The organism is Thioalkalivibrio sp. ALRh, from assembly GCF_000381425.1.
Lineage (GTDB): Bacteria > Pseudomonadota > Gammaproteobacteria > Ectothiorhodospirales > Ectothiorhodospiraceae > Thioalkalivibrio.
In genome coordinates this window covers 77,441-89,061 of sequence record NZ_KB906526.1, presented here as the reverse complement: position 1 = coordinate 89,061, position 11,621 = coordinate 77,441, and the positions used below count along the sequence as shown (strand labels likewise).

23 protein-coding genes are annotated in these 11,621 nt (G+C 62.3%); all 23 read left to right on the top strand.

Annotated features, from left to right (window positions below; all coding sequences use genetic code 11):
- A partial coding sequence (gene tuf / locus F791_RS0112835; RefSeq protein ID WP_018994258.1) for an elongation factor Tu occupies positions 1-1,190 on the top strand: 1,190 nt, incomplete at its 5' end.
- Positions 1,191-1,195: 5 nt separating this feature from the next.
- The gene (rpsJ, locus tag F791_RS0112830; protein ID WP_012983533.1) at positions 1,196-1,507 is read left to right on the top strand and encodes a 30S ribosomal protein S10; all 312 of its coding nucleotides are present in this window, start codon (positions 1,196-1,198) and stop codon (positions 1,505-1,507) included.
- Positions 1,508-1,618: 111 nt separating this feature from the next.
- Positions 1,619-2,263, top strand: coding sequence for a 50S ribosomal protein L3 (rplC, locus tag F791_RS0112825; RefSeq protein WP_012983532.1), 645 nt, complete (start codon positions 1,619-1,621; stop codon positions 2,261-2,263).
- 5 nt (positions 2,264-2,268) lie between these two features.
- Positions 2,269-2,874: a 50S ribosomal protein L4 gene (gene rplD / locus F791_RS0112820; RefSeq protein WP_018862952.1), complete on the top strand. Its 606-nt coding sequence runs from the start codon at positions 2,269-2,271 to the stop codon at positions 2,872-2,874.
- Positions 2,871-3,167, top strand: coding sequence for a 50S ribosomal protein L23 (gene rplW / locus F791_RS0112815; protein WP_012983530.1), 297 nt, complete (start codon positions 2,871-2,873; stop codon positions 3,165-3,167). Before rplD ends, rplW begins: the two co-directional genes overlap by 4 nt.
- Positions 3,168-3,169: 2 nt before the next feature.
- A complete protein-coding gene (gene rplB, locus F791_RS0112810; RefSeq protein ID WP_018138202.1) occupies positions 3,170-3,991 on the top strand; it encodes a 50S ribosomal protein L2 in 822 nt (273 codons plus the stop codon).
- Positions 3,992-4,003: 12 nt separating this feature from the next.
- Positions 4,004-4,276: a 30S ribosomal protein S19 gene (gene rpsS / locus F791_RS0112805; RefSeq protein ID WP_012983528.1), complete on the top strand. Its 273-nt coding sequence runs from the start codon at positions 4,004-4,006 to the stop codon at positions 4,274-4,276.
- Positions 4,277-4,285: 9 nt separating this feature from the next.
- Positions 4,286-4,624, top strand: a complete 339-nt coding sequence (gene rplV, locus F791_RS0112800; protein ID WP_012983527.1) for a 50S ribosomal protein L22 — start codon at positions 4,286-4,288, stop codon at positions 4,622-4,624.
- A 2-nt stretch (positions 4,625-4,626) separates the two neighbouring features.
- A complete protein-coding gene (gene rpsC / locus F791_RS0112795) occupies positions 4,627-5,307 on the top strand; it encodes a 30S ribosomal protein S3 (RefSeq protein ID WP_012983526.1) in 681 nt (226 codons plus the stop codon).
- Between the two features lie 12 nt (positions 5,308-5,319).
- On the top strand, positions 5,320-5,733 hold the full coding sequence (rplP, locus tag F791_RS0112790) for a 50S ribosomal protein L16 (RefSeq protein ID WP_012983525.1): 414 nt from the start codon (positions 5,320-5,322) through the stop codon (positions 5,731-5,733).
- The gene (gene rpmC / locus F791_RS0112785) at positions 5,733-5,924 is read left to right on the top strand and encodes a 50S ribosomal protein L29 (RefSeq protein WP_018138201.1); all 192 of its coding nucleotides are present in this window, start codon (positions 5,733-5,735) and stop codon (positions 5,922-5,924) included. The genes rplP and rpmC overlap by 1 nt, the downstream gene beginning before the upstream one ends.
- A 4-nt stretch (positions 5,925-5,928) precedes the next feature.
- A complete protein-coding gene (gene rpsQ / locus F791_RS0112780; protein WP_018138200.1) occupies positions 5,929-6,195 on the top strand; it encodes a 30S ribosomal protein S17 in 267 nt (88 codons plus the stop codon).
- 21 nt (positions 6,196-6,216) lie between these two features.
- Complete coding sequence (gene rplN / locus F791_RS0112775) at positions 6,217-6,585, top strand: 50S ribosomal protein L14 (protein ID WP_012983522.1); 369 nt, start codon at positions 6,217-6,219, stop codon at positions 6,583-6,585.
- A gap of 7 nt (positions 6,586-6,592) precedes the next feature.
- Complete coding sequence (gene rplX, locus F791_RS0112770; protein WP_018138199.1) at positions 6,593-6,907, top strand: 50S ribosomal protein L24; 315 nt, start codon at positions 6,593-6,595, stop codon at positions 6,905-6,907.
- A 16-nt stretch (positions 6,908-6,923) separates the two neighbouring features.
- On the top strand, positions 6,924-7,463 hold the full coding sequence (gene rplE / locus F791_RS0112765; RefSeq protein WP_018138198.1) for a 50S ribosomal protein L5: 540 nt from the start codon (positions 6,924-6,926) through the stop codon (positions 7,461-7,463).
- A 13-nt stretch (positions 7,464-7,476) separates the two neighbouring features.
- A complete protein-coding gene (gene rpsN, locus F791_RS0112760) occupies positions 7,477-7,782 on the top strand; it encodes a 30S ribosomal protein S14 (protein ID WP_018138197.1) in 306 nt (101 codons plus the stop codon).
- A gap of 13 nt (positions 7,783-7,795) precedes the next feature.
- On the top strand, positions 7,796-8,188 hold the full coding sequence (rpsH, locus tag F791_RS0112755) for a 30S ribosomal protein S8 (RefSeq protein ID WP_018138196.1): 393 nt from the start codon (positions 7,796-7,798) through the stop codon (positions 8,186-8,188).
- Between the two features lie 10 nt (positions 8,189-8,198).
- The gene (rplF, locus tag F791_RS0112750) at positions 8,199-8,729 is read left to right on the top strand and encodes a 50S ribosomal protein L6 (protein ID WP_018994259.1); all 531 of its coding nucleotides are present in this window, start codon (positions 8,199-8,201) and stop codon (positions 8,727-8,729) included.
- A gap of 10 nt (positions 8,730-8,739) precedes the next feature.
- Complete coding sequence (gene rplR, locus F791_RS0112745) at positions 8,740-9,090, top strand: 50S ribosomal protein L18 (RefSeq protein WP_018138195.1); 351 nt, start codon at positions 8,740-8,742, stop codon at positions 9,088-9,090.
- A gap of 27 nt (positions 9,091-9,117) precedes the next feature.
- Positions 9,118-9,624, top strand: coding sequence for a 30S ribosomal protein S5 (gene rpsE / locus F791_RS0112740; protein WP_018138194.1), 507 nt, complete (start codon positions 9,118-9,120; stop codon positions 9,622-9,624).
- A gap of 2 nt (positions 9,625-9,626) precedes the next feature.
- Positions 9,627-9,806: a 50S ribosomal protein L30 gene (gene rpmD / locus F791_RS0112735; RefSeq protein WP_018138193.1), complete on the top strand. Its 180-nt coding sequence runs from the start codon at positions 9,627-9,629 to the stop codon at positions 9,804-9,806.
- A 3-nt stretch (positions 9,807-9,809) separates the two neighbouring features.
- Complete coding sequence (gene rplO, locus F791_RS0112730; protein WP_018138192.1) at positions 9,810-10,244, top strand: 50S ribosomal protein L15; 435 nt, start codon at positions 9,810-9,812, stop codon at positions 10,242-10,244.
- A complete protein-coding gene (gene secY, locus F791_RS0112725) occupies positions 10,244-11,590 on the top strand; it encodes a preprotein translocase subunit SecY (protein WP_018994260.1) in 1,347 nt (448 codons plus the stop codon). Before rplO ends, secY begins: the two co-directional genes overlap by 1 nt.
- Positions 11,591-11,621 lie beyond the last annotated feature (31 nt).

The window sequence follows — 11,621 nt, the reverse complement described above, 5'->3', positions numbered from 1 at the left end:
TGTCCAAGGAAAAGTTCGAGCGTAAGAAGCCGCATGTGAATGTGGGGACGATTGGTCATGTGGACCATGGCAAGACCACGCTGACGGCGGCGATGACGGCGGTGCTGGGCAAGAAGTACGGCAGTGAAGCCCGTGCGTTTGACCAGATCGACAATGCGCCGGAAGAGAAGGCGCGCGGGATTACGATTGCCACGGCGCACGTGGAATACGAATCCGACATTCGTCACTACGCGCATGTGGATTGCCCTGGGCACGCGGACTACGTGAAGAACATGATCACGGGTGCGGCGCAGATGGACGGCGCGATTCTGGTGGTGTCCGCGGCCGATGGCCCGATGCCGCAGACCCGCGAGCACATCCTGCTGGCGCGTCAGGTTGGTGTGCCGTACATCGTGGTGTTCCTGAACAAGGCCGACATGGTCGACGACCCCGAGCTGCTCGAGCTGGTCGAGATGGAAGTGCGCGACCTGCTGTCTTCCTACGACTTCCCGGGCGACGACACCCCGGTGGTCACCGGTTCCGCGCTGAAGGCGCTGGAAGGTGACGAGAGCGAAGTGGGCGCGCCGGCGATCTACAAGCTGGTCGAAGCGATGGACACCTGGATTCCGGAGCCGGAACGCGCCGTGGACGGCGACTTCCTGATGCCGGTGGAGGACGTGTTCTCGATCTCCGGCCGCGGCACGGTGGTGACCGGTCGTATCGAGCGCGGTGTGGTCAAGGTGGGCGAGGAAATCGAGATTGTCGGTATCCGCGACACCCAGAAGACCACGGTCACCGGTGTCGAGATGTTCCGCAAGCTGCTGGACCAGGGCGAAGCGGGCGACAACGTGGGCATTCTGCTGCGTGGTACCAAGCGCGACGAAGTGCAGCGTGGTCAGGTGCTGTGCAAGCCGGGTTCGATCAACCCGCACACGCATTTCGAGGCCGAGGTGTACATCCTGGGCAAGGACGAGGGTGGTCGTCATACCCCGTTCTTCAATGGTTATCGCCCGCAGTTCTACTTCCGCACGACGGACGTGACGGGTTCGGTGGAGCTGCCGGAAGGCACCGAGATGGTGATGCCGGGTGACAACGTGAAGATGACCGTGTCGCTGATCAGCCCGATCGCGATGGAAGATGGTCTGCGCTTTGCGATTCGCGAAGGCGGCCGCACCGTCGGCGCCGGCGTCGTATCCAAGATTATTGAGTGAGTGAGATGGCAAACCAGCGTATCCGAATTCGCCTGAAGGCCTTTGACCATCGACTGATCGACCGCTCGGCGGCCGAGATCGTCGAAACCGCGAAGCGCACGGGCGCCCGCGTGAAGGGGCCCATCCCGCTCCCGACCAAGCGTGAGTCGTACACGGTCCTGATCTCGCCGCACGTCAACAAGGACGCGCGAGACCAGTACGAGCTGCGTACGCACAAGCGTTTGATGGACATCCTCGATCCGACCGACAAGACCGTGGATGCCCTGATGAAGCTGGACCTCGCCGCGGGCGTGAATGTTCAGATTCGACTTAACTAACTCGTAACTTTCTGCCATACTATTGGGCTTTCCGTGGCCCGGCGGGATTGTTCGCCGGGCCACGGCTTTAGGGCGCTTGCCAGCGCCGTTCGATACGGAAGGGGTTTTGCAATGGCCATTGGACTCATCGGTCGCAAACTAGGCATGAGCCGCGTCTTCACTGACGACGGCGTCTCCGTGCCGGTGACTGTGCTGCAGGTGGACAACAATCGCGTGGTCCAGATCAAGCGCAGTGAAGGCGACGGCTACAACGCGGTCCAGGTGACGGCCGGCGCACGCAAGGCGTCCCGGGTCAGCAAGCCCGAAGCGGGGCACTATGCTGCGGCCTCGGTCGAGCCTGGGCGCGGTCTCTGGGAGTTCCGTGTTGAGGCGGATGAGCTCGAGGGCCTGGCCCCGGGTGACGCCATCACGGTTGATCGCTTCGAGGAAGGTCAGGTCGTTGACGTGACCTCTCAGAGCAAGGGCAAGGGTTTCCAGGGTGCGGTCAAGCGTCATAACTTCCGCACGCAAGACGCGACCCACGGTAACTCGCTGGCGCACCGCGCCCCGGGTTCGATCGGGCAGAACCAGAGCCCGGGTCGTGTGTTCAAGGGCAAGAAGATGGCGGGCCATATGGGCGCCGAGCGCAAGACGATCCAGAACCTGAAGGTTGTTCGGGTGGATGCGGATCGCAGCCTCGTGCTGATCCAGGGCGCGGTGCCGGGTGCGCCCAGCACTGACGTGATGATTCGTCCGGCCGTCAAGGCGAAGGGTTGAAGACAATGCAAGTAACGACAGCCGATACCGGTGCCAGCGTAGAGTTGTCGCCCGTGTGCTTCGAGCGCGACTTTAACGAGTCGCTGGTGCACCAGAGCGTGGTCGCGTTCCTCGCGGGGCAGCGCCAGGGCACCCGTGCGCAGAAGACGCGCTCCGACGTGAGCGGCGGTGGTGCGAAGCCGTTTCGCCAGAAAGGCACGGGCCGCGCCCGTGCCGGTACGATCCGCAGCCCGCTGTGGACCGGTGGTGGCAAAGTCTTTGCGGCGCGCACCCGGGACTTCTCGCAGAAGCTGAACAAGAAGATGTATCGCGCCGCGATGGCGTCGATCCTCTCCGAGCTGGTCCGTCAAGAACGGCTGAAGGTGGTGGCCGACTTCGCCGTGGCATCGGGCAAGACCCGCGACGGCGTTGCGAAGCTCAAGGAGCTGGGTCTCGCGAAGGGGCTGGTCGTGCTGGCCGAGGCGGATGACATGACCGCTCGTGCGCTGGGTAACGTGCCGCATATCGACATCGTCGACGTTGCCGGCATCAATCCGGCCAATCTGGTCGGCGCGGAGACGGTCGTGATGACCGAAGCGGCGATCCGCAAGGTTGAGGAGTGGCTGGCATGAATGCGCGTCTGATGCAGGTAATTCAGGGCCCGGTGGTTTCCGAGAAATCCACCATGGCCGGCGAGGTCGGTCAGTACGTGTTCCGCGTGCTGCCCGACGCGAGCAAAGAAGAAATCAAGGCGGCGGTCGAGCATCTGTTCCAGGTGCGGGTCGAGAATGTCCGCACCCTGAACCAGCAGGGCAAGAAGAAGCGCTTTGGGCGCCTTTTTGGGCGCCGCAATCACTGGAAGAAGGCTTATGTCGCGCTGGCCGAAGGCGAGAGCATCGACATGGGTGAAGGAGACCAGGTCTAGTCATGGCGATTATCAAGACGAATCCGACTTCGGCCGGTCGTCGTCACGCGGTGCAGATCCGTGGCGACAACCTGTACAAGGGTGCGCCGCATGCCGCGCTGGTCGAGAAGAAGACCCGTAGCGGCGGTCGCAACAACACGGGCCGTATTACTACGCGGCACGTGGGTGGCGGTCACAAGCAGCGCTACCGTGTGGTCGACTTCAAGCGCAACAAGGACAACGTGCCGGCGCGGGTCGAGCGGCTGGAGTATGATCCGAACCGCAGCGCCCACCTCGCCCTGCTGCTGTACGCCGACGGCGAGCGTCGCTACATCATCGCGCCGAAGGGTCTGAACCAGGGTGATCAGGTCGCGAGTGGTAACCAGGCCCCGATTCGTCCGGGCAACGCCATGCCGCTACGCTCGATCCCGGTCGGTACCACCGTGCATTGTGTCGAGCTCAAGCCTGGCAAGGGTGCCCAGATGGTTCGCTCCGCCGGTACGTCCGCGCAGGTCGTGGCCCGCGAAGGACAGCACGCCACCCTGCGTCTAGGTTCGGGCGAGATGCGCCGCGTCCTGTCCGAGTGCCGCGCCGTGGTGGGCGAAGTTGGCCACTCCGAGCACAGCCTGAAGAAATACGGCAAGGCCGGCGCCAAGCGCTGGAAGGGTGTCCGCCCGACCGTGCGTGGTACCGCCATGAACCCGGTCGATCACCCGCATGGTGGTGGCGAAGGCCGCAACTTTGGCCGTCATCCGGTGACCCCGTGGGGTCGTCCGACCAAGGGTTACAAGACCCGCAATAACAAGCGTACCGACGGCATGATTGTTCGTCGGCGTAAGAAGTAACGGAGTCCCAGCATGCCGCGTTCACTGAAGAAAGGCCCGTTCGTCGACCACCACCTGCGCAAGAAGGTGGAAGATGCGGTCGAGAAGAACGATCGTCGACCGATCAAGACCTGGTCCCGGCGTTCGATGATCATCCCGCAGATGGTCGGGTTGACCATCGCCGTCCACAACGGCCGGCAGCACGTGCCTGTCCTCGTCAACGAGAACATGGTGGGCCACAAGCTGGGCGAATTTGCCTTGACGCGGACCTTCAAGGGTCATATCGCGAACAAGAAGTCGCGCTGAGGACGAACGATGGAAACGATTGCAAAACTGCGTTTCGCGCGGATCTCCCCGCAAAAGGCTCGCCTGGTCGCCGACCAGGTGCGTGGCCTGCGGGTGGAAGAGGCGCTCAACGAACTCACGTTCAGCGCGAAGAAGCCGGCCGCCATTGTGAAAAAGGTGCTGGAGTCCGCCATCGCGAACGCGGAGAACAACGACGGTGCCGACATCGACGAGCTGCGCATCTCGCGCATCCAGGTCGACGAAGGGCCGGTGCTCAAGCGGATGCACGCGCGTGCCAAAGGCCGCGGTAACCGCATCCTGAAGCGCACCAGCCATATCGTCATCGGCGTTAGCGAGAAGGGAGCCTAAGCATGGGTCAGAAAGTACATCCGACCGGCATCCGCCTGGGCATCTCTCGCCCGTGGTCGGCCACTTGGTACGCCGACGGCCGCGAGTTTGGCGAGACGCTGAACAACGACATCAAGTTGCGCGAGTTTCTGCAGAAGAAACTGGCCCACGCGTCGGTGAGCCGCATCAGCATCTCCCGCCCGGCGAAGGCCGCGCATATCACGATCCAGACCGCGCGTCCGGGCATCGTGATCGGCAAGAAGGGCGAAGACATCGAGAAGCTGCGCCAGGACGTGGCCCGCGAGACGGGTCTCGAGAAAGGCACGGTCAAGATCAATATTGAAGAGGTGCGCAAGCCCGAGATCGAGGCCCAGCTGGTGGCCGAAGGGATCGCGCAGCAGCTGGAGCGCCGCATCATGTTCCGCCGCGCGATGAAGCGCGCCGTCGGCAACGCGATGCGCCTCGGCGCCCAGGGCATCAAGGTGCACGTGTCCGGTCGCCTGAACGGCGCCGAGATCGCGCGCTCCGAGTGGTACCGCGAAGGCCGCGTGCCGCTGCATACCCTGCGTGCTGATATTGACTACGGGTTTGCCGAAGCGCGGACCACCTACGGGATCATTGGCGTGAAGGTGTGGATCTTCAAGGGCGAGGTCTTTGGCCTGGAGCCGACCGAAGGGACCCGTGCCGCCGCCAACGCGAGCTAGGACTGAAAGATCATGCTGCAGCCAAAAAGAACCAAGTTCCGCAAGCAGTTCAAGGGCCGTAACCGGGGCATGGCCTCGACCGGCGCCAAGGTCAGCTTCGGCGAGTACGGCCTGCAGGCCGTCGAGCGGGGCCGGATTACGGCTCGCCAGATCGAGGCCGCGCGTCGCGCGATGGTCCGCCACATCAAGCGTGGCGGGAAGATCTGGATTCGGGTGTTCCCGGATGTGCCGGTGACCAAGAAGCCGCTTGAAGTCCGTATGGGTAAGGGTAAGGGCGGCGTCGAGTACTGGGTTTGCAAGGTGCAGCCTGGTCGCATGCTCTACGAAATGGAAGGTGTGCACGAGGACGTCGCGCGTGAGGCGATGCGTCTGGCGGCAGCCAAATTGCCGGTGAAGACGGTGTTTACCCGTCGGCAGGTGATGTGATGAAAGCGAGCGAACTGAGAAAGAAATCCGACGACGAGCTCAGCACTGAGCTCGAGGCGCTCTACAAGGAGCAATTCGGGCTGCGCATGCAGAAGGCCGTCGGCCAGCTGGCGCGCCCCGACCGGGTGGGCAAGGTCCGGCGCGAGATCGCGCAGATCAAGACGCTGATGAACGAACGAAAGGCAGGCTAAGAAGATGACCGAGCAAGTCTCCAAAACCCAGCGATCCGTCGTTGGGCGCGTGATCAGCGACAAGATGGACAAGACCCGCACCGTCCTGGTCGAGCGCCGCGTGCGTCATCCGCTGTATGGCAAGTTCATTCGGCGCAGCACCAAGCTGCACGTCCATGACGAAGACAATGTCTCGCGCATGGGTGACCGTGTGCGTATCCGTGAGTGCCGGCCGATGTCCAAGCAGAAGCGCTTTGCCCTGATCGAAGTGGTCGGGCAAGACGCGCTTTAATCGGCCGCTGGGAGAGAAGTCATGATTCAAATGCAGACCGTTCTCGAGGCCGCCGATAACAGCGGCGCCCGTCGCATCCAGTGCATCAAGGTGCTGGGCGGCTCGCACCGTCGCTATGCGCGCGTGGGCGATGTGATCAAGGTGAGCGTCAAGGACGCCATCCCGCGCGGCAAGGTCAAAAAAGGCGACGTCTATAATGCGGTCGTCGTGCGCACCGCCGCGGGTGTTCGGCGCCCCGACGGTTCGATCATTCGTTTCGACCGCAATGCGGCGGTGCTGCTGAACAATCAGCATCAGCCGATCGGCACTCGTATCTTCGGGCCGGTGACGCGTGAACTGCGAGGGGAGAAGTACATGAAGATCATCTCCCTCGCCCCGGAAGTGCTGTGAGGTCGTCATGAATAAGATTCGCAAAGGCGACGACGTCGTCGTGATCGCAGGAAAGGACAAGGGCCGTCGAGGCACCATCATCAAGGTGCTGGATGGCAAGGTCCTGGTCCAGAACATCAACATGGTGAAGAAGCATCAGAAGCCCAATCCCCAGCGTGGGATCGGGGGCGGGATCATCGAGAAGGAAATGCCGATCGATGTCTCCAATGTGATGCTCTTTAACCCGGCAACCGACAAGGGTGATCGCGTGTCGTTCAAGACCCTGGAAGATGGCCGCAAGGTCCGTGTCTTCCGATCGAACGGCGAGGTCGTGGACGCATAACGCGGACGGACGGTTTATGGAACGCTTGAGAGAAGAATACGAATCCAACGTGAAGCAGGCGCTGCAGAAGCAGTTCAGCTATGCCAACGTGATGGAGATCCCGCGTGTCACCAAGGTAACCCTGAACATGGGTCTGGGTGATGCAGTTGCGGACAAGAAGATCATTGAACATGCGGTCAGCGACATGACGGCCATCGCCGGGCAGAAGCCCGTGGTGACGAAGGCCCGCAAGTCGATCGCCGGGTTCAAGATCCGTGACGACTATCCGATCGGTTGCAAGGTGACCCTTCGTAGTCGGCAGATGTACGAGTTTCTGGATCGCCTGATCAACGTGGCGTTGCCGCGTGTGCGGGATTTCCGTGGCTTCAGCGCAAAGGCGTTTGATGGCCGTGGGAACTACTCCATGGGCATCAAGGAACAGATCATCTTTCCCGAGATTGATTATGACCGTGTCGACAAGATTCGCGGCATGGACATCACGATCACAACCAGCGCGAAGACGGACGAGGAAGCCAAGGCCCTGCTAGAAGCCTTCCGTTTCCCGTTCCGGAACTAAGAGGTAGGCGCACATGGCGAAGACATCGATGATCGAGCGCGAGAAGAAGCGCGCCCATCTGGTCCAGAAATATGCCGCAAAGCGTGCGGAACTGAAGGCCATCCTGGTGGACGAAACCAAGTCCTCCGAGGAACGCCTGGCCGCGATGCATGCATTGCAGAAGCTGCCGCGTGATTCCGCGGCGGTGCGACAGACAAACCGCTGCGGCGTCACCGGTCGCCCGAAAGGTTATTACCGTCGGTTCGGCCTTGGGCGGAACAAGCTGCGGGAGCACGCCATGAAGGGCGAAATCCCGGGCCTGCGCAAGTCGAGCTGGTAAGGAGACAGAAGCAATGATGACCGATCCGATTTCCGACATGCTCACCCGCGTGCGCAATGCGCAGCGCGCGAACAAGGAGCAGGTCGCGATCCCGTTCAGCAAAGCCAAGGAGCGAATCCTCAAGGTGTTTGCCGACGAGGGCTATGTGGGCGACGTCCAGGTCGAGGGCGAGGTCGCGCAGAAGAAGCTGGTGGTGAAGCTGAAATATTTCGAGGGGCGTCCGGTCATCGAAAGCGTTGAACGGATCTCCCGCCCGGGCTTGCGGATCTACCGCGGCAAGGACGAGCTCCCGCGTATTAACCAGGGGCTCGGTGTCGCGGTGATTTCCACGCCGCAGGGTGTCATGAGTGATCGCGCAGCCCGGGCCGCAGGCCAGGGCGGCGAGGTCCTCTGCAAGATTTACTGAGGAATCAGCCATGTCGCGCATTGCAAACCTGCCGATCAAGCTGCCCAACGGCGTGGCCGTGGAGCAGGCGGACGGCGAGATCAAGGTCAAGGGCCCGAAGGGCGAGTTGCAGCTGAGCTGCCCCGAAGCCGTCACGGTCACCGTCGAAGATGGTGTCGTTCAGGTGAAGCCGAACGAACACGCCAAGAACAGCGCTCTTGCGGGTACCATCCGTGCCATCCTGGGCAACCATGTGCACGGCGTGAGCGAGGGTTTCGAGCGCAAACTCGAGCTGGTGGGCGTCGGTTACCGCGCGCAGATGCAGGGTGCCAAGCTGAATTTGACGTTAGGCTACTCGCACCCGATCGAGTTTGAAGTGCCCGAAGGGGTCACGATCGAGACGCCCAGCGCGACCGAGGTCGTAGTGAAGGGGACGGATCGCCAGAAGGTGGGCCAGGTGGCCGCGAACATTCGCGCCTTCCGCCCGCCGGAGCCCTACAAGGGCAAGGGCGTGAAGTACAAAGACGAGCGCATTGTGCGTAAAGAAGCCAAGAAGAAGTAGGTAGGCACCAGTGGACAAGAAAGAGGCCAGACTTAAGAGAGCGCGTCGCGCGCGGTTCAAGATCCGCGAGCTGGGGGTGCATCGTCTCTGTATTCACCGGACGCCGCGCCACATGTATGCCCAGATCATTGCGCCTTCGGGCGACGCGGTGGTGGCTGCTGCCTCTACCGTCGAGAAGGATCTGAAAAGCGCCGGCAACACCGGGAACGCCGACGCGGCGGCCCGTGTGGGGCAGGCGATTGCCGAGCGCGCAAAGAAAGCCGGAATCGAACAGGTCGCGTTCGACCGTGCGGGCTTTCGTTATCACGGACGGGTGAAGGCCCTGGCCGACGCCGCCCGTGAAAACGGCCTGCAGTTCTAGTCCAACGCGACCCACCGGAGAAGATAAATGGCACGTAATGATGTAAGCGAAGCCACCGACGGCCTGCAAGAAAAGCTGATCGGCGTGAACCGCGTGGCCAAAGTGGTCAAGGGCGGTCGTCAGTTCCGCTTTGCCGCGCTGACCGTGGTTGGCGATGGCGAAGGCCGCGTTGGCTTTGGCTACGGCAAAGCCCGTGAGGTCCCGCAGGCGATCCAGAAGGCGATGCAGCAGGCGCGTCAGGAGATGCGTGATGTCTCACTGAAGGACGGCACGCTGCACTATGCGGTCAACGGCCGTCATGGCGCCGCGAAGGTCTACATGCAGCCGGCCTCCGAGGGTACGGGTGTCATCGCCGGTGGTGCGATGCGCGCGGTGCTCGAGGTGGCGGGTGTGCACAACGTGCTGGCCAAGTGTGTTGGTTCGCGCAATCCGATCAACGTCGTGCAGGCGACCATCGACGGGCTCACCAAGGTGAACTCGCCCGAACGTGTCGCTGCCAAGCGCGGCAAGACTGTCGACGAAGTGACGAGCTAGTCATGAGCAAGCTGAAACTGACCCTGGTGCGCAGCACCGCCGGACGGCTGAAGAATCACAAGGCCTGTGTTCGCGGCCTCGGCCTGCGCAAGACCCACAGCACCTCTGTGATCGAGGCCACCCCCGAGAATCTCGGTATGGTCCACAAGGTGTCGTACCTGCTGAAGGTAGAGGAAGTCTGACCTATGCGACTCAACGACATTTCGAGCCCCGCCGGTGCCCGCAAGCCGGGCAAGCGCGTGGGGCGTGGCATCGGCTCCGGCCTGGGCAAGACCGGCGGTCGTGGCCACAAGGGCCAGAAGTCGCGCTCCGGCGGCTTCACCAAGACCGGCTTCGAAGGCGGTCAGATGCCGTTGCAGCGCCGTTTGCCCAAGGTGGGCTTTCGGTCGCGCAAGCAGCGCTATTCCGCCGAGGTTCGCCTGAGCGAGCTGGCCAAGGTTGACGGTGAGGTCACGCTGGAGAGCCTGAAGAAGGCTGGCGTTATTCCCGAGATTACCCAGACCGCGAAGATCTTCGCGTCCGGTGAAGTCACCCAGGCCTGCGTCGTCAAGGGCGTGGGCGTGACCAAGGGGGCCAAGGCAGCCATTGAGGCGGCCGGCGGGAGCGTCGAGGCCGAATAATGGCGCGTGGAGCGACAGCACGATCCGGTGGCGGGCTCACCGGCTTTACCGAGTTGCGTCAACGCCTGCTGTTCGTGCTGGGCGCTCTGGTCGTCTACCGCATCGGGACGTTTATCCCGGTGCCGGGGATTAACCCAGTCGCCGTATCGCAGTTCTTCGAACAGCAAAGCGGCACGATCCTGGACATGTTCAACATGTTTTCCGGGGGTGCGCTTGAGCGGCTGTCGATCTTCGCCCTCGGGGTGATGCCGTATATTTCGGCGGCGATCATCATGCAGCTGCTGGCCGCGACCGTGCCGGCGCTGCAGCAGCTGAAGAAGGAAGGCGAGCAGGGCCGCCGCAAGATTACGCAGTACACGCGCTACGGGACTGTGGCGCTGGCGCTGTTTCAGAGTATCGGCATCGGGATCGCGCTCAACGGGCAGACCATTCAGGGCATGCCGATGGCGTTGAACCCGGGACCCATCTTCATCTTTACGGTGGTCGTCTCGCTGGTGACGGGTACCCTGTTCCTGATGTGGCTGGGTGAGCAGATCACCGAGCGCGGGATTGGTAACGGTATCTCGATCATCATCTTCGCCGGGATCGTGGCGGGTCTGCCGGGTGCGATTGGCGGCACCCTGGAGCTTGCGCGTACCGGTGAGCTGGCGGCCGCGTTTGTGGTGATCCTGATCGTGCTGGCGCTCGCGGTGACGGCCTTCGTGGTGTTCGTCGAGCGCGGACAGAGGCGCGTCACGATCAACTACGCGAAACGCCAGGTCGGGAGAAAGGTTGTCGGTGGACAGTCCTCCCACCTGCCGCTGAAGTTGAACATGGCGGGGGGGATCCCGCCGATCTTCGCGTCGAGTATCATTCTGTTCCCCTCGACCCTGGGGCAATGGTTTGGACAGGCCGAAGGCATGGACTGGCTGCGCGAGCTGTCGACGACGCTTGCGCCCGGTCAGCCGCTGTACGTCGGCTTTTACGCGGCGGCGATTATTTTCTTCTGTTTCTTCTATACCGCGCTGGTGTTCAACTCGCGCGATACGGCGGAAAACCTGAAGAAGCAGGGCGCCTTTATTCCGGGTATCCGGCCGGGCGTCCAGACGGAACGGTTTATCGACGGGGTCATGACCCGGTTGACCGCGGTGGGTGCGGTGTACATTACCGCCGTGTGTCTGCTGCCGGAGTTCCTGATCCTGTACTGGAACGTGCCCTTCTACTTTGGTGGGACCTCGCTGCTGATCATCGTGATCGTAGTGATGGACTTCATGGCCCAGTTGCAATCGCACCTGGTGTCGCACCAGTACGAAGGACTGATGAAAAAGGCGAATCTGAAGGGATTCGGCGGGACCGGGATCCGCTAGACCATCCCGTTGGGAATCCGTTGAAGGAGAA